At 65.5% G+C, this 23,982-nt stretch carries 18 protein-coding genes; 13 read left to right on the top strand and 5 right to left on the bottom strand.

The window, feature by feature from the left end:
* The first annotated feature begins 22 nt into the window (after positions 1-22).
* From QKY98_RS07200 to acs, 9 genes are all read left to right on the top strand, one after another.
* Positions 23-199 (top strand): hypothetical protein, encoded by a 177-nt coding sequence (locus tag QKY98_RS07200; protein ID WP_007159707.1) that lies wholly within the window; start codon positions 23-25, stop codon positions 197-199.
* On the top strand, positions 183-3,131 hold the full coding sequence (locus tag QKY98_RS07195; RefSeq protein ID WP_027597540.1) for a sensor histidine kinase: 2,949 nt from the start codon (positions 183-185) through the stop codon (positions 3,129-3,131). The genes QKY98_RS07200 and QKY98_RS07195 overlap by 17 nt, the downstream gene beginning before the upstream one ends.
* Before the next feature lie 115 nt (positions 3,132-3,246).
* The gene (locus tag QKY98_RS07190) at positions 3,247-4,665 is read left to right on the top strand and encodes a sigma-54-dependent transcriptional regulator (RefSeq protein WP_007159709.1); all 1,419 of its coding nucleotides are present in this window, start codon (positions 3,247-3,249) and stop codon (positions 4,663-4,665) included.
* Between the two features lie 698 nt (positions 4,666-5,363).
* A complete protein-coding gene (locus tag QKY98_RS07185; RefSeq protein WP_278388999.1) occupies positions 5,364-6,755 on the top strand; it encodes a polynucleotide adenylyltransferase PcnB in 1,392 nt (463 codons plus the stop codon).
* The gene (gene folK / locus QKY98_RS07180; RefSeq protein WP_371099463.1) at positions 6,752-7,255 is read left to right on the top strand and encodes a 2-amino-4-hydroxy-6-hydroxymethyldihydropteridine diphosphokinase; all 504 of its coding nucleotides are present in this window, start codon (positions 6,752-6,754) and stop codon (positions 7,253-7,255) included. The genes QKY98_RS07185 and folK overlap by 4 nt, the downstream gene beginning before the upstream one ends.
* A gap of 129 nt (positions 7,256-7,384) precedes the next feature.
* The gene (gene panB, locus QKY98_RS07175; RefSeq protein WP_007159712.1) at positions 7,385-8,185 is read left to right on the top strand and encodes a 3-methyl-2-oxobutanoate hydroxymethyltransferase; all 801 of its coding nucleotides are present in this window, start codon (positions 7,385-7,387) and stop codon (positions 8,183-8,185) included.
* Entirely contained in the window at positions 8,182-9,039 is an 858-nt protein-coding gene (gene panC / locus QKY98_RS07170) for a pantoate--beta-alanine ligase (protein ID WP_042138306.1), read from the top strand. The genes panB and panC overlap by 4 nt, the downstream gene beginning before the upstream one ends.
* 181 nt (positions 9,040-9,220) lie before the next feature.
* Entirely contained in the window at positions 9,221-10,885 is a 1,665-nt protein-coding gene (pgi, locus tag QKY98_RS07165; RefSeq protein ID WP_042138308.1) for a glucose-6-phosphate isomerase, read from the top strand.
* Positions 10,886-11,010: 125 nt separating this feature from the next.
* Positions 11,011-12,954, top strand: a complete 1,944-nt coding sequence (acs, locus tag QKY98_RS07160; RefSeq protein ID WP_284670574.1) for an acetate--CoA ligase — start codon at positions 11,011-11,013, stop codon at positions 12,952-12,954.
* A gap of 53 nt (positions 12,955-13,007) precedes the next feature.
* Here the strand turns inward: acs and QKY98_RS07155 are convergent, their stop codons facing one another.
* Together QKY98_RS07155 and QKY98_RS07150 are read right to left on the bottom strand one after the other, a co-directional pair.
* Positions 13,008-13,460 (bottom strand): PA2169 family four-helix-bundle protein, encoded by a 453-nt coding sequence (locus QKY98_RS07155; protein WP_007159716.1) that lies wholly within the window; start codon positions 13,458-13,460, stop codon positions 13,008-13,010.
* 78 nt (positions 13,461-13,538) lie between these two features.
* Complete coding sequence (locus tag QKY98_RS07150) at positions 13,539-13,898, bottom strand: BON domain-containing protein (protein ID WP_007159717.1); 360 nt, start codon at positions 13,896-13,898, stop codon at positions 13,539-13,541.
* 368 nt (positions 13,899-14,266) lie between these two features.
* Between QKY98_RS07150 and QKY98_RS07145 the strand changes: the two genes are divergently transcribed.
* The 3 genes from QKY98_RS07145 to QKY98_RS07135 all read left to right on the top strand — a co-directional run bounded on the left by QKY98_RS07145 (position 14,267) and on the right by QKY98_RS07135 (position 19,515).
* Entirely contained in the window at positions 14,267-17,773 is a 3,507-nt protein-coding gene (locus QKY98_RS07145) for a bifunctional diguanylate cyclase/phosphodiesterase (RefSeq protein ID WP_027600741.1), read from the top strand.
* A gap of 88 nt (positions 17,774-17,861) precedes the next feature.
* Positions 17,862-18,053, top strand: a complete 192-nt coding sequence (locus tag QKY98_RS07140) for a hypothetical protein (RefSeq protein ID WP_027597532.1) — start codon at positions 17,862-17,864, stop codon at positions 18,051-18,053.
* Between the two features lie 202 nt (positions 18,054-18,255).
* Positions 18,256-19,515 carry a cation:proton antiporter gene (locus QKY98_RS07135; RefSeq protein ID WP_284670573.1) on the top strand — a complete coding sequence of 420 codons (1,260 nt, stop codon included), beginning with the start codon at positions 18,256-18,258 and terminating at the stop codon, positions 19,513-19,515.
* 55 nt (positions 19,516-19,570) lie between these two features.
* On the opposite strand, the gene speD is transcribed toward QKY98_RS07135, so the two are convergent.
* Together speD and QKY98_RS07125 are read right to left on the bottom strand one after the other, a co-directional pair.
* On the bottom strand, positions 19,571-20,365 hold the full coding sequence (gene speD / locus QKY98_RS07130; RefSeq protein ID WP_007159721.1) for an adenosylmethionine decarboxylase: 795 nt from the start codon (positions 20,363-20,365) through the stop codon (positions 19,571-19,573).
* A gap of 264 nt (positions 20,366-20,629) precedes the next feature.
* The gene (locus tag QKY98_RS07125) at positions 20,630-21,052 is read right to left on the bottom strand and encodes an OsmC family protein (RefSeq protein WP_007159722.1); all 423 of its coding nucleotides are present in this window, start codon (positions 21,050-21,052) and stop codon (positions 20,630-20,632) included.
* Between the two features lie 209 nt (positions 21,053-21,261).
* Here QKY98_RS07125 and crp point away from each other — a divergent pair, with 209 nt between their 5' ends.
* Positions 21,262-21,906, top strand: a complete 645-nt coding sequence (gene crp / locus QKY98_RS07120; RefSeq protein WP_027597530.1) for a cAMP-activated global transcriptional regulator CRP — start codon at positions 21,262-21,264, stop codon at positions 21,904-21,906.
* 58 nt (positions 21,907-21,964) lie between these two features.
* Here crp and QKY98_RS07115 read toward each other — a convergent pair whose 3' ends face one another.
* Complete coding sequence (locus QKY98_RS07115) at positions 21,965-23,746, bottom strand: BCCT family transporter (RefSeq protein WP_278894732.1); 1,782 nt, start codon at positions 23,744-23,746, stop codon at positions 21,965-21,967.
* Positions 23,747-23,982 lie beyond the last annotated feature (236 nt).

Here is a 23,982-nt window from a genome sequence, read left to right as displayed (position 1 = left end):
CATCGCCGTTCGGGAACCGCGCATGTACATCTACCGGCTGGTCCTGCTCCTCGTGGTAGGCATCTATCTGTTCTCCCCCGCCATCATGGATTGGTGGATCGCTCCCAGCGGCGCCTGGTATCGCCCCTACCTGCTGTGGCTCATCCTCATCGTGGTGACCTTTATCCTGCAGAGCCAGCGCGATGCCGACGAGCTTTAGTCTGTCCCAACTGGTGCTGATCAGCGCCGGTTACCTGCTGATCTTCTTTGGCGTCGCCTGGATGACCGAGAAGGGCTGGGTGCCGCGCCGGCTGGTGCGCCATCCGCTGATCTACACCCTGTCGCTGGGCGTCTATGCCAGCGCCTGGGCCTTCTACGGCACCGTGGGCCTGGCCTACGACTACGGCTACGGGTTTCTCGCCTACTACCTGGGCCTGTGCGGCGCCTTCCTGCTGGCGCCGGTGCTGCTCTATCCCATCCTGCGCCTGACCCGTGCCTACCAGCTGGCGTCCCTGGCCGATCTTTTCGCCTTCCGTTTCCGCAGCACCTGGGCCGGCGCCCTCACCAGCCTGGGCATGCTGATCGCCGTGCTGCCGCTGCTGGCGCTGCAGATCCAGGCGGTGGCCACCAGCACCGGCATCCTGGTGCAGGCCCGCGCCCAGGACGCCCCGGCGCTGGGCTTCTGCCTGCTGATCACCCTGTTCGCCATGCTCTTCGGCGCGCGCCAGATCAATTCCAAGGAGCGCCATGAAGGCCTGGTGGTGGCCATCGCCTTCGAGTCCCTGGTCAAGCTGCTGGCCCTGGGCATCGTCGGCGGCGTCACCCTCTATACCGTGTTCGGCGGACCCAACGGCCTGGAGACCTGGCTGCAGCAGAACCAGAGCGCCCTCTCCACCCTGCACACCCCGCTGCAGGAAGGTCCCTGGCGGATCCTGCTGCTGGTGTTCTTTGCCGCGGCCATCGTCACCCCGCACATGTACCACATGGCCTTCACCGAGAATCTCAGTCCCCAGGCGCTGGTCAGTGCCAGCTGGGGCCTGCCGCTGTTCCTGCTGCTGATCAGCCTGGCGGTGCCGCCGATTCTCTGGGGTGGCCTGGCGCTGGGTTCGCCGACGCCGCCGGAGTACTTCACCCTGGGCGTGGGCCTGGCGCTGGACAATCCGCTGCTGGCGCTGGTGGCCTTCGTCGGCGGGCTGTCGGCGGCCAGCGGCCTGATCATCGTGGTGACCATGGCGCTGTCGGGCATGCTGCTCAACCACATCGTGCTGCCGCTCTACCAGCCGCCCACCGACGGCAACATCTATCGCTGGCTGCGCATGACCCGGCGCATGCTGATCGCCGCCATCATCCTCGGCAGCTATGGCTTCTATCGCCTGCTGCAGGGCCATGGCGATCTCTCCAGCCTGGGCATCGTCTCCTTTGTCGCCACCGTGCAATTCCTGCCCGGTGCGCTGTCGGTGCTCTACTGGCAGACGGCCAATCGCAAGGGCTTCATCGCCGGCCTGCTGTGCGGCCTGGGCCTGTGGTTCCTGAGCATGCTCATGCCGCTGGTGGCCGACATCAATCCACTGCACATCGGCGTCTTCAGCTATCGCATCAGCGCCAGCAACTGGCACCTCGCCGCCGTGGCCTCGCTGACCGTCAACGTGCTAGTGTTCGCCCTGGTCTCGCTGTTCACCGAGGCAAGCGAAGAAGAGAAGAGCGCCGCCGAGGCCTGCGCGGTGGACAACGTCCGCCGTCCGCAACGCCGCGAACTGGCGGCCAGCTCGCCCCAGGACTTCGCCGCCCAGCTGGCCAAGCCGCTGGGCGCCAAGACCGCGCAGAAGGAAGTCGAGCGCGCCCTGGCCGATCTGCTGCTGCCCTATGACGAGCGCCGCCCCTATGCCTTGCGCCGGTTGCGCGATCGCATCGAGGCCAATCTCTCCGGCCTGATGGGTCCGCGGGTCGCCCAGGACATCGTCGAGACCTTTCTGCCGTTCAAGGCGGAAAGCGAGGCCTATGCCACCGAAGACATCCACTTCATCGAGAATCGCCTGGAAGACTACCAGTCGCGCCTGACCGGCCTGGCCGCCGAGCTGGACGCCCTGCGCCGCTATCACCGCCAGACCCTGCAGGAGTTGCCCATGGGCGTCTGCTCCCTGGCGCGTGACCGCGAGATCCTCATGTGGAACCGCGCCATGGAAGAACTCACCGGCATCGACGGCGCCCGGGTGGTGGGTTCGCGCCTGAGCGCCCTGCCCGATCCCTGGCAGGACCTGTTCGAGCGCTTTCTCGCCGAACCGGCGCAGCAGCACCTCTACAAGCAGCGGCTGCCCCAGGAACACGAGCAACGCTGGCTCAACCTGCACAAGGCGACCATCGACGAACCCCTGGCGGTGGGCAGCAACGGCACGGTGCTGGTGGTGGAAGACATCAGCGAGACCCAGCTGCTGGAAGACCGCCTGATCCATTCCGAGCGCCTGGCCTCCATCGGCCGGCTGGCCGCGGGCGTCGCCCACGAGATCGGCAATCCGGTCACCGGCATCGCCTGCCTGGCGCAGAACCTGCGCGAGGAGCGCGAGGCGGACGAAGAGATCGACGAGATCAGCAGCCAGATCATCGAGCAGACCCGGCGCATCACCCGCATCGTCCAGTCGCTGATGAGTTTCGCCCATGCCGGCGGTCGCCAGCAGGCCCACGAACCGGTGTGCGTGGCCGAGGCGGCCCAGGAGGCCATCGCCCTGCTCTCCCTCAACCGCCAGAGCGTGGACGTCGACTTCTTCAATCTCTGCGATCCCGAACACCTGGTGCAGGGCGATCCCCAGCGGCTGGTGCAGGTGATGATCAACCTGCTGTCCAACGCCCGGGACGCCTCGCCGCCCGGTGCGCCGATCCGGGTGCGCAGCGAGGCCCAGGGCCAGACCGTGACCTTGAGCGTCGAGGACGAGGGCAGCGGCATTCCCAAGGCCATCGTCAGCCGGCTGTTCGAACCCTTCTTCACCACCAAGGATCCGGGCAAGGGGACGGGGCTTGGCTTGGCGCTGGTCTATTCCATCGTAGAAGAGCATTATGGTCAGATAATGATCGATAGTCCTACCGACCCCGTGACCGGCCAGGGCACCCGCATCCGGGTACTGCTGCCGCGCTATCTCGGGTTGCCGGAGGCGCCGTGACGGACCCATCCGCCTGCTGGATGGATCTGCTAAAGCATTCGGAAGTCCAGACGACCGCGACAAGACACGCTGCCTGGCGTGGGTCGTCTTGCCTTCCCGTAAGAGAGCGCACTTGATGGCCCATATCCTGATTGTCGAAGACGAGAAGATCATCCGTTCGGCGCTGCGCCGTCTGCTGGAGCGCAACCAGTTCCGCGTCAGCGAAGCCGGCTCCGTGCAGGAAGCCCAGGATCTCTACGATGTCTCGAGCTTCGATCTCGTCATCAGCGATCTGCGTCTGCCCGGCGCCCCCGGTACCGAGATGATCGATCTCGCCAAGGGCAAGCCGGTGCTGATCATGACCAGCTACGCCAGCCTGAGATCGGCTGTCGACTCCATGAAGCAGGGCGCGGTGGACTACATCGCCAAGCCCTTCGATCACGACGAGATGCTGCAGGCCGTGGCACGCATCCTGGTCGAGCGTGAACAGCGCCAGCCGGCTGCCGCCGTCGAGGAAAGCGTCGCGCCGCCGCCGGCCACCGGCGAGATCGGCATCATCGGCAACTGCGCCCCAATGCAGGACCTCTTCGGCAAGATCCGCAAGGTCGCCCCCACCGACTCAACCGTGCTGATCCAGGGCGAGTCGGGCACCGGCAAGGAACTGGTGGCGCGGGCGCTGCACAACCTGTCGCGCCGAGCCAAGGCACCGCTGATCTCGGTCAACTGCGCGGCCATTCCCGAAACCCTGATCGAATCCGAACTCTTCGGCCACGAGAAGGGCGCCTTCACCGGCGCCAGCGCCAGCCGTACCGGCCTGGTGGAAGCGGCCGACGGCGGCACCCTGTTTCTCGACGAGATCGGCGAATTGCCGCTGGAAGCCCAGGCGCGCCTCTTGCGCGTGCTGCAGGAGGGCGAGATCCGCCGGGTCGGCTCGGTGCAGTCGCAAAAGGTCGATGTGCGCCTGATCGCCGCGACCCACCGGGATCTCAAGGGCCTGGCCAAGATCGGTCAGTTCCGCGAAGACCTCTTCTATCGCCTCAACGTCATCTCCCTGCGCCTGCCGGCCCTGCGCGAGCGCGGTGGCGACGTCATGGAGATCGCCCGGGTGTTCCTCGCCCGTCAGTCCGCGCGCATGAGTCGCCCGGGGCTCAAGTTCGGCGCCGAAGCCGAGGCCGCCATCCGCCACTACAGCTGGCCGGGTAACGTGCGCGAGCTGGAGAACGCCATCGAGCGCTCGGTGATCCTCAGCGAAGGCCAGGAGATCAATGCCGACCAGCTGGGCATCGACGTCGAGCTCGGCGAGCTGGAGCTGGCCGACAGCTACCTGGATCCGCTGCCCAGCGCGGGCCTGGGGAACGGCAACGGCGCCCACGAGCCCACCGAGGACCTCTCGCTGGAGGACTACTTCCAGCACTTCGTGCTCGAGCACCAGGATCACATGACCGAGACCGAGCTGGCCCGCAAGCTCGGCGTCAGCCGCAAGTGCCTGTGGGAACGTCGCCAGCGCCTGGGCATTCCGCGGCGCAAGGCCAGCGCCAGCAGCGACGCCAGCTGATCCACGCCGGGACGTGGCAGCCCTGCACGTCCCGCGGTAACACCCTCCCGCCTCGCCTCCCCATCCTTTGCAATGTGTTACCGCCGTAACAGGAGGCGGGTTCAGCGGTAACGAAAATCTCTCTGTAGCCACCAGGCAAAAAGGCTACATTTTTCGTAAGCCACTGAAACAAAAGCATTTTTCAAAACTGGCACGGCACCTGCTTTATGTTCTGGCACAAGAACAATAAAAACGTACCCCCTCCATAACAAAAACAAGACGTAGCGACTCCAGCACAACAAGAACAAGCAGGCGGAGGCGTAGCTAACTGATCATTTTGGAGAAGAGTCGTCTTGCGGGATGGTCCCGCGATGTCAGGCCAGAGAACAATAAAACTGCCCCGAGGCAGCACCGGTACCAGGCAGAGCAGGAATGATCCTGACGACATCAGCTTCCAAAGTAATCCGTTTGCTCTTGGCTCTAGACTTCAGAGCCTTTCCGGCGGCCGGTATCCGCACGGGACAGACCACACAAGAAAAACAAGAGGTCTGGATAGACAATAAAAACAAAGCACGTACCACTTTGGGGGGGAGCTTCGGCTCCCCCAGTGCCTTTGACAGCCTCCCCTCCCTCGTTCAAGATCCCCTCCTTATCTATTGCGCAACGGCTCCCGCTGTGGTCCAGATTGCGTATAGCCGTCTCTCCGAACAGAAACTCGCATGCTGAAGAAGCTGATCCAGACTCTGCGCTCGCCCCTGCGGCGTACTCCGCCCGCGCCTGCCTTGCCCATCGAACTGCCCCGCAGTCAGCATGCTCTGGAACGAGAGCGCATCAGTCGCTACGCCCTGAGTGTCGTCGACCGGCTGGAAAAGGCGGGTTATCAGGCCTACCTGGTGGGCGGTTGCGTCCGGGACCTGCTGCTGGGCTTCGAGCCCAAGGACTTCGACGTCGCCACCAGCGCCACGCCCGAGCAGGTGCGGGCCGAATTCCGCAATGCGCGGGTCATCGGGCGGCGCTTCAAGCTGGTCCACGTGCATTTCGGCCGCGAGATCATCGAGGTCGCGACCTTCCGCGCCAATCATCCCACCGGGGATGCCGAGGACGAGACCCAGGGCTCGCGCCATGAAAGCGGCCGGATCCTGCGCGACAACATCTATGGCAACCAGGAACAGGATGCCCAGCGGCGCGACTTCACCATCAACGCGCTCTACTACGACGCCAGCGGCGAACGCATCCTCGACTACGCCAACGGCACCCAGGACATCCGCCTGCGGCAGATCCGGCTGATCGGCGATCCGGAGCAGCGCTACCTGGAAGATCCGGTGCGGATGCTGCGCGCCGTGCGCTTCGCCGCCAAGCTGGATTTCGAGATCGAGGCCGCCACCGCCGAACCCATCAGCCGCCTGGCGCCGCTGCTGCGGGACATTCCGGCACCGCGGCTGTTCGACGAGGTCATCAAGCTGCTGCTGGGTGGCAAGGCCGAGCGCACCTTCGAGCTGCTCTGCCAGTACGGGCTGTTCGCCCCGCTGTTTCCGGCCAGTGGCGAAGCCCTGGAACGCGATCCCGAATACGCCGGCAGCCTGATCCGCCAGGCCCTGGCCAATACCGACGCCCGCATCCGCGAAGGCAAGCCGGTCACCCCGGCCTTCCTCTTCGCCGCCCTGCTCTGGCCGGCCCTGCCCGAGCGCGTCCGTCATCATCAGGACCTCGGCCTGCCGCCGATTCCGGCCATGCAGGAAGCCGCTCACGACCTCACCCAGCAGCAGTGCCAGCGCACCGCCGTCCCCAAGCGTTTCACCATGCCCATGCGCGAGATCTGGGACATGCAGGAACGCCTGCCGCGCCGCCAGGGCAAGCGCGCCGATCAGTTGCTGGAGAATCCGCGCTTCCGCGCCGGCTACGACTTCCTGCTGCTGCGCGAGAGCGCCGGCGAGGAAACCGGTGGCCTGGGCGACTGGTGGACCCGCTACCAGGAGGTCGGCGACAGCCAGCGGCGCGAGATGATCAAGAACCTCAGCCGCGACGAAGGCGCACCGGCCAAGCGGCGCCGCCGTGGCGGCAGCAATCGTAAGCGGCGCACCTCGGATGTGCCCACCGCCGGCGACGAATGATGGAAAGGGTCTATCTCGGTCTGGGCAGCAACCTGGCCGAGCCGCAGCGCCAGCTGGAGGCGGCCCTCGAGGCCCTGGCCCGATTGCCTCACAGTGAGCTGGTGGCGGTCTCCGCCTTCTATGCCAGCGATCCCCTGGGACCACCCGATCAGCCGCGCTACGTCAACGCCGTCGCCGCCCTGGACACCGGGCTCGAGCCCCTGGCGCTGCTCGACGCCACCCAGGCCATAGAGCAGCAGCAAGGCCGCGTGCGCAAGGATGAACGCTGGGGTCCGCGGACCCTGGACATCGACATCCTGCTATTCGGCGAGCGACTGATCGACGAGCCACGCCTGCAGGTGCCGCACTACCACCTCCAGGCCCGTGCCTTCGTCCTCTATCCGCTGGCCGATCTCGCCCCCGCGCTGCACCTGCCCGATGGCCGCCGCTTGCCGGACCTGCTGTCCGCCTGCCCTTTCGAAGGCCTGGAGCGGCTGCTACCGTCGTCATCCACGCGGTAACACAGCCGTAACACCGAGCATTGACTTGTGCCGGATGCGCCGGGACTATAGCAGCCGTTTGCGCGCGGCCACCCCGCGCCCGCGGCGCCCAGACAATAACCATAGCGCCGTCCCACGAGGACCCCTTGCATGCCTGATATCAGCCTCACGACCCTTCAGGGGCTCAAGCAGCGCGGCGAAAAGATCGCCATGCTGACCGCCTACGATGCCACTTTCGCCCAGGCCGCCAGTCAGGCCGGCGTCGAGATGCTGCTCATCGGCGATTCCCTCGGCATGGTGCTGCAGGGTCACGACAGCACCCTGCCGGTGACCCTCGACGACATGGTCTACCACACCGCCTGCGTCAAGCGCGGCCACGCGGGTGCCTTCATCGTCGCCGACCTGTCGTTCATGACCTATGCCACCCTGGAGCAGACCCTGACCAGCGCCGGTCGCCTGATGCAGGCGGGCGCGCAGATGGTCAAGCTCGAGGGCGATGCCTGGCTGGCCGAACCCATTCGCCGCCTGGCCGCCAATGGCGTGCCGGTCTGCGCCCACCTGGGCCTGACGCCCCAGTCGGTCAACGTCTTCGGCGGCTTCAAGGTACAGGGCCGCGATCCGGCCCGGGCGCAGCAGTTGCGCGAGGCGGCGCGTGAGCTGGAGGAAGCCGGCGCGGCCATGCTGCTGCTGGAATGCGTGCCTTCGGCGCTGGCCGAGGAAATCACCCGGGCCGCCCGGGTGCCGGTGATCGGCATCGGCGCCGGGGCTGCCACCGATGGCCAGGTACTGGTGCTGCACGACATGCTCGGCCTGGCCCTGCGCGGGCGCACGCCGAAATTCGTGCGCAACTTCATGGCCGGTCAGGACAGCATCCAGGCTGCCCTGGCGGCCTATGTCGCTGCCGTCAAGGACGGCAGCTTTCCCGCTCCCGAACACGGATTCTCCGCATGAAAACGGTCCATAGCGTCCGCGAACTGCGCGCCGCCGTCGCCGCCGCGCGCCGCCAGGGCCTGCGCATCGGCCTGGTGCCCACCATGGGCAATCTGCACGCCGGGCATATCGCCCTGGTCGACACCGCGCGGCGTCACGCCGACTTCGTGGTGGCGAGCATCTTCGTCAATCCGCTGCAATTCGGTCCCACCGAGGATCTGGACACCTATCCGCGCACCCTGGCGGAAGACAGTCGCCAGCTGAACGAGGCCCACTGCGACCTGCTGTTCGCGCCGGCGGTGGCCGAGATGTATCCCAATGGCATGGACGGCCTGACCCGGGTGAATGTCCCCGTGGTGTCCGAAGGCCTGTGCGGTGCGCGCCGGCCCGGGCATTTCGAAGGCGTGGCGACGGTGGTCACCAAGCTGTTCCAGATGGCGCAACCGGACGTGGCGGTGTTTGGCGAGAAGGACTATCAGCAGCTGGCGGTGATCCGCAAGCTGGTCCAGGACCTGGACATGCCCATCGAGATCGTCGCCCAGCCCACGGTACGGGCCACCGACGGCCTGGCGCTGTCGTCGCGCAATGGCTATCTCGATGACCACCAGCGGGCCAGTGCGCCTTGCCTGTACAGCCTGCTCAGGCGCCTCGCCGATCAACTCGCCGCCGGCGCCGCGGTCGAGCCGACCCTCGCCGCCGGTGTCGCCGAATTGCACGCTCAGGGGCTCAAGGTCGACTATCTGGAATTGCGCGAGCAGCTGAGTCTGCAACCGGCCGGGCCGGACACCACCGCGCTGGTCCTGCTGGTGGCGGCCTACCTCGGCCAGACCCGCCTGATCGACAATCTGAGCTTTCGCCGCAGGGCCCGAGTGTGACGCAACCGAAGGTTAGCTCACCCGACCCTGCCTGAACCCTGGAAGCCCGGAACATACCGGGCTTTTTCATGCTCGAAGCGCGGCGCCACGACCGGCGTCTCGCGGTCACCGACTTTCTCTTGCAAGCCAGCGGCTTGTGGGGCACAACAGCAAACAAGAGCCACCAAGGAAAAGCCTAGCCATGGAGTACTATCAACACCCCCTCGACGTGACCCAGCTCGCCTCCTGGAAAGCCCTGCAGGAACACCGCAAGGCCATGCAGAACTTCCGCATGCGCGATGCCTTCGCCGCCGATCCGCAGCGCTTCTCGCAGTTCTCCCTGAGCAGCAGTGGTCTGTTCCTCGACTACTCCAAGAACCTCATCACCGAGCAGACCCGTGACCTGCTGGTGAATCTGGCCCGGGAAGCGGGCCTGGAAGGGGCCATCCGCACCCTGTTCGATGGCGCCTACGTCAACTCCTCCGAACACCGCCCCGCCCTGCACACCGCGCTGCGCCGCCCGGTGGGCGACAGCGTCCGGATCGATGGCCAGGACATCATGCCCGAGGTGCACCGGGTCCTGAACCAGATGACCCAGCTGGTCACCCGCATCCACAACGGCCTCTGGCGCGGCTACACCGAGAAGCCGATCACCGACGTGGTCAACATCGGCATCGGTGGCTCCTTCCTCGGTCCGCAGCTGGTCTCCGAGGCGCTGGTGCCCTTCACCCAGCGCGGCGTGCGCTGCCACTACCTGGCCAACATCGACGGCAGCGAATTCCGCGAGGTGACCTCCAAGCTCGCCGCCGACACCACCCTGTTCATCGTCTCCTCCAAGTCCTTCGGCACCCTGGAGACCCTGAAGAACGCCCAGGCCGCCCGTGCCTGGTGCCTGGCCCAGGGCTGCCCGGAGCCGGAGCTGCACAAGCACTTCATCGCCGTCTCCAGCAACGTCAAGGTGGCGGTGGAATTCGGCATCGCCGAAGAGAACATCTTCCCGATGTGGGACTGGGTCGGCGGTCGCTATTCGCTGTGGTCGGCCATCGGCCTGCCCATCGCCCTGGCCATCGGCATGTCCAACTTCAAGGACCTGCTGGCCGGTGCCTATGCCATGGACCAGCACTTCACCAGCGCTCCCTTCGAAGAGAACATGCCGGTGCTGCTGGGCCTGCTCGGGGTCTGGTACGGCAACTTCTGGGGCGCGACCAGTCACGCCATCCTGCCCTACGACCACCACCTGCGTAACTTCGTGAAGCACCTGCAGCAGCTGGACATGGAGTCCAACGGCAAGAGCGTGCGCCAGGACGGTTCGCCGGTGAGCCTGGAGACCGGCCCGGTGATCTGGGGCGGCGTCGGCTGCAACGGTCAGCACGCCTACCACCAGCTGCTGCACCAGGGCACCCAGCTGATCCCCGGCGACTTCATCGTGCCGGTGGTGAGCCACAACCCGGTGGCCGATCACCAGCAGTGGCTGTATGCCAACTGCCTGTCGCAGAGCCAGGCACTGATGCTGGGCAAGACCCGCGAAGAAGCCGAGGCCGAGCTGCGCGAGAAGGGCCTGGGCGAAGCCGAGATCGCCAAGTTGGCGCCGCACAAGGTGATCCCGGGCAACCGCCCGAGCAACACCCTGGTGCTGGAGCGCATCTCGCCGCGGCGCCTGGGTGCGCTGGTGGCCCTGTACGAGCACAAGGTGTTCGTGCAGAGCGTCATCTGGGGCATCAACTGCTTCGACCAGTGGGGCGTCGAGCTGGGCAAGGAGCTGGGCAAGGACGTCTACCAGCACATCATCGGCCGCAGCGAAGGCAAGGCCGACGACGGTTCCACCCAGGGCCTGATCGACTACTTCCGCGGTCGTCATCGCGGCTGATCGTGTCCGGTCCGTTCCGAAAGGCGCCGCTCTGCGGCGCTTTTTCGTTTTGTCGCCTCGCTGAACCCCGGCAGGGCATCCGCGGCCTAAACTGGGAGCACAACAACACCAAGAAGGAGCCGGCCATGAGCCAACGCTACCCCGTGCCCGAGAGCCTGAGTGCCCGTACCCACCTCGACGAAGCCCGCTATCGCGAGCTCTACCAGCGCTCGGTGGAGCAGCCGGAACGCTTCTGGAGCGAACAGGCCAGCGCCCTGCTCGACTGGTCGCGCACCTGGGACGAAGTCCATAGCGGCGATATGCGCCAGGGCCAGACCCGCTGGTTCAGCGGCGGCCAGCTCAACGTCGCCTACAACTGCATCGATCGCCACCTGGGGGCCCGGGCCGAGCGGACCGCCATCCTCTGGGAAGGCGACGATCCCGCCGACAGCCAAGCCATCAGCTATCGCCAGCTGCACGAGCACGTCAGCCGCCTGGCCAACGTGCTCAAGGAGCGTGGGGTCAGGAAGGGCGACCGCGTCTGCCTCTACATGCCGATGATCCCCGAGGCGGCCTACGCCATGCTCGCCTGCGCCCGCATCGGCGCGGTGCATTCGGTGGTGTTCGGCGGCTTCTCGCCCGAGGCGCTGCGCGACCGCATCCTCGATTCCGACTGCCGGGTGGTGATCACCGCCGACGAAGGCGTGCGCGGTGGCAAGCGCGTCCCGCTCAAGGCCAATGTCGACAAGGCCCTGGCCAAGTGCCCGGAGGTCCATACCGTGGTCATGGTCGAGCGCACCGGCGCCGCCGTGGCCCGCCAGGAGGGGCGCGACCTGCCCTATGCCCAGGCGGTGGCCGCGGCTTCGCCCGACTGCCCGCCGGAGCCCATGGACGCCGAGGATCCGCTGTTCATCCTCTACACCTCCGGCTCCACCGGCAAACCCAAGGGCGTGCTGCACACCACCGGCGGCTACCTGCTGGGCGCCACCCTGAGCTTCAAGTACCTGTTCGACTATCATGAGGGTCAGGTCTTCTGGTGCACCGCCGATGTCGGCTGGGTCACCGGCCACAGCTACATCGTCTACGGCCCCCTGGCCAATGGCGCCACCACCCTGATGTTCGAAGGGGTACCGAGCTATCCCGATGCCAGTCGCTTCTGGCAGGTGGTGGACAAGCACCAGGTCAATATCTTCTATACCGCCCCCACCGCTCTGCGCGCCCTGATGCGCGAAGGCGACGGCCCGGTACAGCGCACCTCGCGCAAGAGTCTGCAGCTGCTGGGCAGCGTCGGCGAGCCGATCAATCCCGAGGCCTGGGAGTGGTATCACCGGGTGGTGGGCGAAGGGCGCTGCCCCATCGTCGACACCTGGTGGCAGACCGAGACCGGCAGCATCCTCATCGCCCCGCCACCCGGCGCCCTGGCGCTGAAGCCGGGTTCGGCCACCCTGCCCTTCTTTGGCGTGCAGCCGGTGCTGCTGGACGAGCAGGGCCAGGAAATCGACGGGCCCGGCAGCGGCGTGCTGGCGATCAAATCCAGCTGGCCAAGCCAGATCCGCACCGTCTATGGTGATCACCAGCGCCTGATCGACACCTATTTCAGCGCCTACCCGGGTTACTACTTCACCGGTGACGGGGCGCGCCGGGACGAAGACGGCTACTACTGGATCACCGGGCGGGTGGATGACGTGCTCAACGTCTCCGGTCACCGCATCGGTACCGCCGAGGTGGAAAGCGTGCTCACCGAGCATGCGGACGTGGCCGAGGCGGCGGTGGTGGGCTGCCCCCACGAGGTCAAGGGCCAGGCGGTCTATGCCTTCGTCACCACCAAGGGCGGGGTGACACCGAGCGACGAACTCAAGGCGCAACTGCGCCAGCAGGTGGCCGACCAGATCGGCAGCTTCGCCAAGCCGGAGTTCCTGCAATGGGCGCCGGCACTACCCAAGACCCGCTCCGGCAAGATCATGAGACGCATTTTGCGCAAGATCGCCTGCGACGAGCTGGACAGCCTGGGCGATACCTCGACCCTGGCCGATCCGTCGGTGGTCGACAGCCTGATCGACGCCCGCCTCAATCGCGCCCCGCACGGCTAGCCGGGACCCAAAGAAAAGCCCCGCCTAGGCGGGGCTTTTTGCTACTGCCGACCTTAGTGGGCGGCTTGCATGCGGTGCTTCAGGTCACGCATGCGATCGTGGGTCGCACGGGCCTTTTCCAACTGGCTGCGCAGATTGGCCTGGGCATCCGGGGTGGCGTGTTCGTTGACGGCACGCTCCAGCGCGTGCAGCAGGCGGTCTTCCTGCTCTTCCAGTTCGCTGACGTAGGTGACCTCTTCCTTTTCCTTGCTGGCAAAGGAGGTTTTGACGTCGGTGTAGTACTTGCGGAAGCTGCCGGCAAAGGTGCCTTGCTCGGCGGGCTTCTCACCGGCAGCCGACACCTGACTGCTCAGGGCGCTGATGATCTCGGCCTTGCTCTGGGCGATCTCGGTGAACAGGGCCTTCAATTCGGGGTTCTTCACTTCGGTGAGGGCGTGCTCGTAGAAATTCTTGCCGTCACGGGCGATCTCGATCAGATCGTTGAGGGTTTCGGTCGTGCTGGTCATGGCAGTTCTCCGGGGCGAAGGGCAAGGGGTGATGGCGGCGTCGGGCGCCGCCATCGTGCCGGGTATTAGCGGGCGTCGTTACTGAGCCGCTTTCAGGGCGTCAGCCGATACGGCCTTCACGCCCTTGATGGCCTTGGCTTCTTTGATCGCCAGGTCGCGCTGGGCTTCGGTCGCCACGGTGCCGGACAGGGACACGACGCCCTTGTTGGTCTCGACCTTGATGGCGGTGCCCTTGATGTGTTCGTCGGCCAGGAACGACGCCTTCACCTTGCTGGTGATCCAGGTGTCGGACGCGGCTTCTTCGGTCTTGTCCACGGTGTTGTTGGCGGCCAGGGTCATGTTCTGGCTGGTGGCAGCAAAGGCACCGCCGGCCAGCGGCAGGCTCAGTACGGAAGCGGTGACGGCAGCGAGGGCAAAGGTACCGAAAGTCTTTTTCATGAGATGACTCCTGTTTTCCTTGGTTGTACTGCGCCCAGGTCCTGGCAGCAGCGACCTAGATGTAGAGCGCAACGGCTGCGCCGAATTCCAAGACTTGTTAAAGACGTTAAAAATCAATGACTTATTTCAATTAGACGTGGATGACAGGCGGGCAAAATGCAACTTCCTGGCGAATAGGCCTGGTAATTTGCACGAGGTCAGACGACTCTTGAGCCCGAGCCTGGACGCGTTGTCGTCGAAGGTGCCAAAGCCGATAAAGGCGGACGAAAGAAGTAGGTTTCCAGGTGACCCGACCCGAACTGCCGTACCTTTATCCGGTCAATGCTGAATTGAACCCGACACCTGCGATCGGGCCTTGAGGATCCGGGATGCGGCCTCTTTCTCCCGCGCGCATTGCCCTGGTTTATCTGTTGCTGAGCGCCGTCTGGGTGATCGGCAGCGATGGGCTGCTGTATCTGCTGCTCAGCGATCGGGACAATGCCTATCTGTGGCACACCCTGAAGGGCCTGGCCTTCATGAGCCTGCTGTCGCTAGTGCTCTATGGCCTGCTGCGGCGCGAGGCCAGCTATCGCGAAGGCTTCATCGGCGAGCTGCAGAACCAGCGCGCCACCCAGGATTTCGTCCAGCGGCTGACCAATACCGGTGACTGGCAGCTGCTGGACGATGGCCGTCTGCTCTGCTCCGAACGCACCCTGGTGATGCTGCACCAGCCCAAGGGCAGCGATCCGCTGGATTTCGCCACCATCGCCGCCTGCGCTCGCGTCGACGACCGTGACCATGTGCGCAGCATGCTGGAGCGTCTGCAGCACATGCAGGGCCCGCTGAATTTTTCCGCGCACTTCGACGACGGCCAGGGCAGCTGGCGCTGGCTCAACTGGCAGAGCGACTTCGACGAAGCCGGCATCACTCGTGGCGCCCTGGTCGACATCACCAGCTACAAGCTGGCCGAACAGGCACTGCAGGACAGCCAGCGACGCTATCGCGAGCTGGTCCAGCACCTGCCGCTGGTGGTGTTCGCCAGCGACCACCGTGGTCGCTGGCAATTTCTCAATCCGGCCTGGGAAGCCCTGACCGGCCAACCCGCCACCCAACCCCTAAACCATCCCTTGGATCAGGCTTTCCATCCCCAGGACGGCGCCCGACTGCGCCAGCTGGTGGCGGAATTCGCCGCGGGTCAGCGCCTGCACTGGAACGGCGTGGTGCGGTTGCGGCTGTCGGTGGAGAGTCATCGCTGGATGCAGATGGAGCTACGCGCCGGCCTCGATGGCGAGATCCAGGGTACCCTGACCGACATCCACCACGACTACCAGGCGCAGCAACTGCAGCAGGCCCGCAGCGATGTCCTCGACGACCTGCTCACCGGCCTGCCGCTGGCGGAAATCCAGCAGGGCATCGCCCTGCGGCTGGAGCGTATCTACCCGGAGATGCGCGTCGCCCTGCTGCTGGACGACCAGGGCGAGCATCTGCGGGTCGCCGCGGCGCCCAGTCTGCCCCCCGCCTTCCAGGCAGCGCTGGAAAGCGTGCCGCGCAGTCGCCACGACCAGGGCTGCTGCAGCGCCGTCGCCGCGAATGCCCCGGTGTTCACCATCGATGTCGAACTGGATCCGGCCTGGCAGCCGCTGTTGCCGGTCGCCCAGGCAGCCGGCATTCGCGGCGCCTGGGCCTTGCCGCTGCAGGACGAGCAGCAGCGCGCCGTGGGCGCCCTGGGCATCTACTACGGCGAGGCGCGACTGCCCGAAGCGGAGACCCAGGCGCTGATCACCGAATTCACCCGTCTGGCGGTGCTGGCCATCCGGCAACAGCGCGTGGTCCAGGCGCAACGCGCCAGCGAGGCGCGCTACCGCGGCATCTTCGAGCAGGCCTATACCGGCATCATGCTCAGCGATCTGGAGGGCCGCTGGCTGAGCGTCAACCACCACTTCTGCCAGATGCTCGGCTACTCGCAACCGGAGTTGCTGCAGAAGGACACCGCCTCGGTGACGCATCCGGAAGAGCGGGCCCTGGGCGCCGCCCTGCGCAAGCAGCTGGTCGACACCGGCCAGGACCGCTACACCCTGGAAAAACGCTATCTGCACCGCAACGGCACGCCGGTGTGGACCAACGTCACCACCCGCCTGATCCGCGACGATCAAGGCGTGCCCCAGTACTTCATCAGCACCGCCCAGGACATCACCCTGCGCAAGCAGCAGGAGGCAAGCCTGCGCCAGGCCGCCGCCATGTTCCAGAACAGTCGCGACGGCCTGCTGCTGCTCGACGAGCGCCGCTGGATCTTGGCGGTGAATCCGGCCTTCGCCCGCCTGCTGGGTACCCAGGAAGGCATCCTGCTCGGCCAGCGCCTGGGACTGCCCGGTGGCGGTCGCCAGGACCAGCGCTTTTATCGCGATCTCTGGCGCACCGTGCGCCGCGAGGGCCGCTGGGAAGGCGAATTGCTCTGGCCGCGCCTCGACGGCAGCACCTTTCCGGCCTGGACCGCCATCGACACCCTCTACCCCCGGGAGACCCGGCAGTACACGGTCACCGTCAGCGACACCACCCGCCTGCGCGAGAGCGAGGCGCGCCTGAGTCATCTGGCGCATCATGATCCGCTGACCGACCTGCCCAATCGCCTGCTGGCGCGCACCCACCTGGAACACGCCCTGGCCCTGGCCGAGCCCCAGGAATACCTGGTCGCCGTGCTGATCCTCGACTTCGATTACTTCCGCACGGTCAACGAAAGCCATGGCCATGCCCTGGGCGATGAACTGCTGGTGGAATTCGCCGCCCGGCTACGCGCCCTGCTCAGCGAGGACATCACCCTGGCGCGCATCGGTGGCGACGAGTACCTGGTCATCATCGAGCGGCTGGATCGACCCGAATTCGCCGCCCAGATCGCCCAGGCCATGCTCGGCAAGCTGGAACAGCCCTTCCACCTCGGCGAACACGACATCTATCTCAACGCCAGCATCGGCATCAGCCTCTTTCCCGACGATGGCGCCACCGCCGATGACCTCATCCGCAATGCCGACACGGCCATGCACCAGGCCAAGGATCAGGGCCGCGACACCTTCCGCTTCTATACCCAGGCCCTTACCGAGCAGTCGCGCCGGCGGCTGAATCTGGAGTCGCGGCTGCGTACGGCGCTCAAGCGCGGCGACTTCGTCCTCTACTACCAGCCGCTGATGAGCGTCAGCACCGCCCAGACCATTGGCGTGGAAGCCCTGGTGCGCTGGCGGGATCCGGAGCTGGGTCTCATCCCGCCCACAGAATTCATTCCGCTGGCCGAGGAAACCGGGCTCATCGTGCCCCTGGGCGACTGGATCATCGAGAGCGCCTGCCAGCAGATGCACAGCTGGCTGGCCCAGGGCCTGGAACTGGAAACCCTGGCGATCAACATCTCGCCCCGGCAATTCGCCAAGCGCGACCTGGCCAGCACCATTTCTCGCGCCCTGGCGCGCAGTCGCCTGCCGGCCGAGCACCTGGAACTGGAGATTACCGAAGGCACCCTGATGGGCAATGTCGAGGAGGCGCTGCTGTCCCTGGCGACCCTCAAGACCCTGGGGGTGCGCATCGCCGTGGACGACTTCGGCACCGGCTATTCCTCGCTGGCCTATCTGCGCCGCTTTCCGCTGGACAAGCTCAAGATCGACCAGAGCTTCATGCACGAATTGCGCAGTGACAGCGGTACCCACAGCAGCCAGGCCATCGCCGCGGCCATCGTCGCCCTGGGCCAGGGTCTGGACCTGGACGTCCTGGCCGAAGGGGTGGAGACCACCGAACAGTGGGACATCCTGCGCAAGCTGGGCTGTCAGCAATGCCAGGGCTTCCTGTTCAGCCCACCGCTGCCGCCGGAGGAGTTCGAGGTCTGGTACGCCGAACGGCAGAAGGCGCGCGCCTAGCGCCCTGACCGACGAATGTCACTGTACTGTAATCAAAACCGCTCTAGACTCGGGCTTCCACTTTTCGTCTGTCCCCGAGGGTATCAGCATGAAGATCGTGGTTCGTCCCCTGCGCAAGTCCACCACCAGTGCCTGGCAGGTCTGCATCGACAAGCAGGCCATCACCTTTCTCAGCGAAGCCGATGCCCGCAGCTATGTCGCGACGCTGGAGGCGCGCATCGCCGCACCCCATCCGTTGCCCCTGCGCGAAGCTGCGACAGGCCTGGCCGCGCCGCTCTAGGCCTCACGCCGCCCTGACCGTTGGTCTTGCGGATCATCCTGGCACCGCCCGTTCAGCGGCGGGCCAGGGCGATTCACGGCGCTGCTTGCGCGAACGATTGGCTAGGCAGCTATCGAACATGTAACTTTTGCGGCGTCCGCCCCATCCTACCTCTAGGCCCTGCGTTCGCAGGGGCTCGCTGTCTGATGGATCTGGAACGCCCATGCTTGAACTCGCTGCTGCCTTCATCTGCTTCACCTCCCTGCTCACCTACCTCAATTACCGCTTCGTCGGCCTGCCGCCGACCATCGGCGTCATGGTCATCGCCCTGATCTTTTCGGTCGGTCTGCAGAGTCTGTCCTGGCTGGGCTTTCCCGGTCTGGAACACCGCATCGGCGAACTCCTCGGGCAGATCGACTTCAACGATCTGCTGATGAACTGGATGCTCGGCTTCCTGCTGTTCGCCGGCGCCCTGCACGTCAATCTCAAGGACCTGCGCGACTACAAATGGGCCATCGGCGGTCTGGCCACCCTCGGGGTGATCATCTCGACGGTGCTGATCGGCTATCTCAGCCACTGGATCTTCGGCTGGCTGGGCTGGCACGTCGACCTCCTCTACTGCCTGATCTTCGGCGCCCTGATCTCCCCGACCGACCCCATCGCCGTGCTCGGCATCCTGCGCTCGGCCGGGGCGCCCAAGTCGCTGGAGACCACCATCGTCGGCGAGGCGCTGTTCAACGACGGCGTGGCCGTGGTGGTCTATTCGGTGCTGCTGGGGGTGATCCAGCTGGGCGAGACGCCTACGGTCAACGCGGCGCTCTGGCTGTTTGTCGAGGAAGCCGGCGGCGGCATCCTGTTCGGCCTGCTGATCGGCTTCGTCTGCTACTGGCTGATGCTGAGCATCGAGCAGCACCAGATCGAGGTGATGCTATCCCTGGCCCTGGTGATCGGCGGCTCGACCCTGGCCAGCCACCTGCACGTCTCGGGTCCCATCGCCATGGTGGTGGCCGGTCTGATCATCGGCAACCTGGGCCGGACCAAGGCCATGAACGACTTCACCCGACGCTACCTGGACGGCTTCTGGGAGTTGATCGACGAAATCCTCAACGCCCTGCTGTTCGCCCTGATCGGTATTGAGCTGCTGGTATTGCCCTTCAGCTGGACCCACCTGGGCGCGGCGCTGCTGGTGACCCTGGCGATCCTCTTCGCCCGCTGGATCAGCGTGGCGCCGGTGGTGCTGCTCAGCCCGCATTGGCGCAACATGACCCGGGGCACGGCGCGCATCCTCACCTGGGGCGCGCTGCGCGGCGGTGTCTCGGTGGCCCTGGCGCTGAGTCTGCCGGCCGGTCCGGAGCGGGATCTGATCCTGGCTCTCACCTACATCGTGGTGCTGGTCTCCATCCTCGGCCAGGGCCTGACCATCGGCCGGGTGGTCAAGAGCGTCACCGGCGGCGCCCCGGTCGCGCGCGACGAACACCACTGACCCAAAAACGAGAGAACCCCGCCGTGGCGGGGTTCTCTGCGCAACAGCCGAGCGATCAGCGCGGCAGGTTGCGGCCGGAGAAGATCTCGCGCATCTCGTGCTTGAGACGCTGGGTGATCTGCTGACGCTGCTCGGACGAGAGGCTGCGGGAGGCGTCGCCGAACAGGTAGTTGTCCAGTTCGAATTCCTTGAGCAGCATCTTGGTGTGGAACAGGTTGTCCTGGTACACGTTCACGTCGGTCATCTGGTAGGCCGCGCGGGTGTCTTCGGACAGGTAGTTCTGGATCGAATTGATCTCGTGGTCGATGAAGTGCTTGCGCCCTTCGATGTCGCGGGTGAAGCCGCGCACCCGGTAGTCCACGGTGACGATATCCGAGTCGAACTGGTGGATCAGGTAGTTCAGGGCCTTGAGCGGAGAGATCACGCCACAGGTGGAGACGTCGATATCGACGCGGAAGGTGGCGATGCCGTCGTCCGGATGGATCTCCGGATAGGTATGCACCGTGATATGGCTCTTGTCCAGGTGGCCGAGAATGGTCTCGCGCAGCGGACCGGGCGACTCCTCGATCTGGCTCTCGGTCGGCTCGACCGGTTGCTCGGAGATCAGGATGGTCACGCTGGCACCCTGGGGATCGTAATCCTGGCGGGCGATGTTGAGGATGTTGGCCCCGATGATGTCGACCACGTCGGTCAGGATCTGGGTCAGACGCTCGGCGTCGTATTCCTCGTCGATGTACTGGACATAGGCCTGTTGATCTTCCGACGTCTCGGCGTAGCAGATGTCGTAGATGTTGAAGCTCAAGGTCTTGGTCAGGTTATTGAAACCATGGAGCCTGAGTTTGCTTTTCACGGTGGTAAAGCTCCCGTCGTGCGGTCTCTGACCGCGGTCCTGAATGCCCGTCAGTTGCGGATTGCGCAAGCTGCGTAGGGCGGCGAACACCTCTTCGCGATGGCGATTGGCTGTGCTTTCGGGGCCCTTGCCCCTTAAGAGCGGCGCATTATGCAGATCGGCAGCGGTTGGGGCCAGAGTCTGCCGGGCCCAGGTGATGAATTGATGTCGGCGGGAGGGAGACGAGGCGGACAGCGACGCCCGGGCGGGCGTCGCGGGCAGGGGTCAGGCGAGGTCGACGAGTTCGTAGCTGTGGCTGATCTCGACGCCGGCGCGGCCGAGCATGATGGAGGCCGAGCAGTACTTTTCCGCCGACAGCTCGATGGCGCGCTTGACCTGGGCTTCCTTGAGGCCGCGGCCCTTGACCACAAACTTCAGGTGGATGCGGGTGAACACCTTGGGCTCGGTGTCGGCGCGGTCGGCCTCGAGGAAGGCCTCGCAGCTTTCCACCGGCTGCCGCGCCTTGCGCAGGATGCTGACCACGTCGTAGCTGGCGCAACCGCCCAGGCCGATCAGCACGGTTTCCATCGGCCGTACGCCGAGGTTGCGCCCACCGCTTTCCGGCGGGCCATCCATGACCACCACATGGCCGCTGCCGGATTCACCGAGGAACATGGCCTCGCCTGCCCACTGGATGCGCGCTTTCATCGCTTTCGTCCTACTTATATATACAAATGGTGATCAGCTTAACATGCTGGATGGCGTAAACTGGTAAGCAGTGAAGGGTTATTCAGCTCGCATTTAAGCTGCGCATGTTCTTATCCGGTCTTTGAATTGGAACCGGCGCAGCCTGTGCATGCACCGGTTCGGACATCGGTGCCCCCGACTCAGGTTAGCTTTCAACCTCAGGAATCAGCATGGCCGCTATCATCCCACCCGCGAAGTTACAGCACATCGACAAGCTGCTAGCGCATTGCTCGCGTCGCCGTTACACGGCAAAAACCACCATCATCTACGCTGGCGACAACAGCGAAAGCCTGTTCTTCATCCTCAAGGGTTCGGTGACCATCCTCATCGAAGACGATGAAGGCCGCGAAATGATCATCGCCTATCTCAACGCCGGAGACTTCTTCGGCGAGATGGGGCTGTTCTCCAAGGAAGGCAGCGAGCCCGAGCGCAGCGCCTGGGTCCGCGCCCGTACCGAGTGCGAAGTCGCCGAGATCAGCTACAGCCAGTTCCGCGAACTGAGTCAGCAGGATCCGGACATGCTGTTCTCCCTGGGTCGCCAGATGGCCGAGCGCCTGCGCCAGACCACCCGCAAGGTCGGCGACCTGGCCTTCCTCGACGTCACCGGTCGCGTGGCCCGCACCCTGCTCGACCTGTGCAAGCAGCCCGACGCCATGACCCACCCGGACGGCATGCAGATCAAGATCACCCGCCAGGAAATCGGCCGCATCGTCGGTTGCTCCCGCGAGATGGTCGGTCGGGTCCTTAAGTCCCTCGAAGAACAGGGTCTGGTCCACGTCAAGGGCAAGACCATGGTGGTGTTCGGCACCCGCTGAGCCCGTCCGCTAGCCCCTGCCTGCAGGCGGGGGCCACGGCCCCCGCCCGTCCAGAGCGTCAGCCCTCGACCTTGCGCGACACCTTTTCCACCCGCACCGTGGCCTTCCCGTCGACGCTCTTCTCTTCGCTCCCCTTCGCCTTGGGCTCACCCACGACGAAGTGGAATTCTTCGCCGTGCTTGACCGCGCCATAGAGCACCGCCTTCTCGATCAGCTCGGTACCGCGCAGATGCCGCAGCATCAGCGGATCGCTGCGCAGATCACGATAGAGCGCCAGGCACAGCAGCGCCATCACCACCACGAAGGGCAGCGAGACCACAATAGTCAGATTCTGCAGGCCGTTGAGCGCCGCACCCGGATTGCCCGGGTCGCCGATGGCCAGCATGATCGCCGCCACCGCGCCGGTGAGGGCGCCCCAGAAGATCACCGTGCGCCGCGAGGGCTCGGTGGTACCGCGCTCGGACAGGGTCCCCATCACCAGGGAGGCGGCGTCGGCGCCGGACACGAAGAAGATCGCCACCAGCACCATGACCAGCACCGAGGTCACCGAGACCCAGGGATAGCTGGCCAGCAGGTCATAGAGGGCGAAGTTGCTGTTCACCGCGCCGTCGACCAGGGTGAAGGCGCCCTGGCGCATGGCATCGATGGCCGCGCCGCCAAAGATGACGAACCAGACCACGCTGACCAGACTCGGCACCAGCAGGACCCCGGTGACGAACTGGCGGATGGTGCGGCCGCGACTGATGCGGGCGATGAACATGCCGACGAAGGGTGTCCAGGAGATCCACCAGGCCCAGTAGAACACCGTCCAGCTGGACAGCCAGTTGCCCATGGCCTCGCCTCCGCTGGCACTGGTGCGCGCCATCATCTCCGGCAGCAGGTCGATGTAGTCGCCGATGGCGGTGGGCAGCAGGTTGAGCATCAGCAGGGTCGGACCGACGACGAAGACGAACACCGCCAGGGCCACCGCCAGCACCATGTTGGTGTTGGACAGCCACTGGATGCCCTTCTCGACCCCGGACACGGCGGAGATGACGAAGGCCACCGTCAGCACCGTGATGATGCTGATGTAGAGCATCTTTCCCGGTTGCTCGATCCAGCCGTTGTGCTCCAGGCCGCCGGCGATCTGCAGGGCGCCCAGGCCCAGGGAAGCGGCCGAGCCGAACAGGGTGGCGAAGATCGCCATCATGTCGATGACGCGGCCGAGGGGGCCGTTGGCGTGCTCGCCGATCAGCGGGCGGAAGGCCACCGAGATCAGCTGGCAGCGGCCGCGGCGATAGGTGCCATAGGCGATGGCCAGGCCGACCACGGCGTAGATGGCCCAGGGATGCAGGGTCCAGTGGAACAGCGTGGTCGCCATGGCCACCTGCAGGGCGGCGCTGCTCTGCCCCGCGGCGCCGCCGGGTGGCGGATTGAGGTAGTGCGACAGCGGCTCGGCGACGCCAAAGAACATCAGCCCGATGCCCATGCCGGCGCTGAACATCATCGCCACCCAGGAGAGGGTGCGGAATTCCGGTTGCTCGTCGTCGCGCCCCAGGGGGATCCGCCCATAGCGACTGGCGGCCAGCCAGATGACAAAGACCACGAAGCCGGTGGAGGTAAGCACGAACAGCCAGCCGAAATGGGTGATCACCCAGCCCTGGGCAGTCGAGGCGCTGCTGGCCAGACTGGCCTGGCTGACGAAGCCCCAGATCACGAAGGCCAGTGCGGCGATGCTGGTGACGCCGAAGACCACCCAGTCGGTGGTGCCGGCGAGTCGCCGATCCCGTCGCGCCTCCTCGGTCCGGGAAGGATCGGTGACGCTGATATCAAGTGTTTCGCTTTTTTCTTCCGTTGCCATGGTTCTCGCATGCCCTGGTTATGGATGGCCTGGTGCGGCGGAGTCCTGGCTCGTCCTGCGACGGCCAGCCGCCTCCGCGACTCGCCACGGTGCAACGAGTCGGAGGCCATTAACCGGGTTTATCCCTACAGAAACAAAGCCCTGCGTCGGCAGCGGGCACACGGAGGTCGTTCCCGCCGCCCGGGGTGGGCGCGAGTCGACCTGGATCACCCTGTGGAAAGAAAAAGGCCCCGGGG

It is taken from the genome of Pseudomonas sp. HR1, assembly GCF_030175875.1.
In the GTDB taxonomy this organism is placed as follows: Bacteria; Pseudomonadota; Gammaproteobacteria; order Pseudomonadales; family Pseudomonadaceae; genus Chryseomonas; species Chryseomonas oryzihabitans.
Note: the sequence above shows the minus strand (reverse complement) of the source record. Positions and strands in the feature narration are given on the sequence as shown.

What these genes read in the sequence shown, in the direction of transcription:
- QKY98_RS07185 (WP_278388999.1), top strand. Translation starts at nt 5,364, where the DNA reads ATGCTGAAGAAGCTGATCCAGACTCTGCGCTCGCCCCTGCGGCGTACT.
- QKY98_RS07125 (WP_007159722.1), bottom strand. Translation starts at nt 21,052, where the DNA reads ATGAAAGCGCGCATCCAGTGGGCAGGCGAGGCCATGTTCCTCGGTGAA.
- QKY98_RS07200 (WP_007159707.1), top strand. Translation starts at nt 23, where the DNA reads ATGTACATCTACCGGCTGGTCCTGCTCCTCGTGGTAGGCATCTATCTG.
- panC (WP_042138306.1), top strand. Translation starts at nt 8,182, where the DNA reads ATGAAAACGGTCCATAGCGTCCGCGAACTGCGCGCCGCCGTCGCCGCC.
- pgi (WP_042138308.1), top strand. Translation starts at nt 9,221, where the DNA reads ATGGAGTACTATCAACACCCCCTCGACGTGACCCAGCTCGCCTCCTGG.
- QKY98_RS07190 (WP_007159709.1), top strand. Translation starts at nt 3,247, where the DNA reads ATGGCCCATATCCTGATTGTCGAAGACGAGAAGATCATCCGTTCGGCG.
- QKY98_RS07195 (WP_027597540.1), top strand. Translation starts at nt 183, where the DNA reads ATGCCGACGAGCTTTAGTCTGTCCCAACTGGTGCTGATCAGCGCCGGT.
- QKY98_RS07155 (WP_007159716.1), bottom strand. Translation starts at nt 13,460, where the DNA reads ATGACCAGCACGACCGAAACCCTCAACGATCTGATCGAGATCGCCCGT.
- crp (WP_027597530.1), top strand. Translation starts at nt 21,262, where the DNA reads ATGGCCGCTATCATCCCACCCGCGAAGTTACAGCACATCGACAAGCTG.
- panB (WP_007159712.1), top strand. Translation starts at nt 7,385, where the DNA reads ATGCCTGATATCAGCCTCACGACCCTTCAGGGGCTCAAGCAGCGCGGC.
- QKY98_RS07115 (WP_278894732.1), bottom strand. Translation starts at nt 23,746, where the DNA reads ATGGCAACGGAAGAAAAAAGCGAAACACTTGATATCAGCGTCACCGAT.
- folK (WP_371099463.1), top strand. Translation starts at nt 6,752, where the DNA reads ATGATGGAAAGGGTCTATCTCGGTCTGGGCAGCAACCTGGCCGAGCCG.
- acs (WP_284670574.1), top strand. Translation starts at nt 11,011, where the DNA reads ATGAGCCAACGCTACCCCGTGCCCGAGAGCCTGAGTGCCCGTACCCAC.
- QKY98_RS07135 (WP_284670573.1), top strand. Translation starts at nt 18,256, where the DNA reads ATGCTTGAACTCGCTGCTGCCTTCATCTGCTTCACCTCCCTGCTCACC.
- QKY98_RS07145 (WP_027600741.1), top strand. Translation starts at nt 14,267, where the DNA reads ATGCGGCCTCTTTCTCCCGCGCGCATTGCCCTGGTTTATCTGTTGCTG.
- QKY98_RS07150 (WP_007159717.1), bottom strand. Translation starts at nt 13,898, where the DNA reads ATGAAAAAGACTTTCGGTACCTTTGCCCTCGCTGCCGTCACCGCTTCC.
- QKY98_RS07140 (WP_027597532.1), top strand. Translation starts at nt 17,862, where the DNA reads ATGAAGATCGTGGTTCGTCCCCTGCGCAAGTCCACCACCAGTGCCTGG.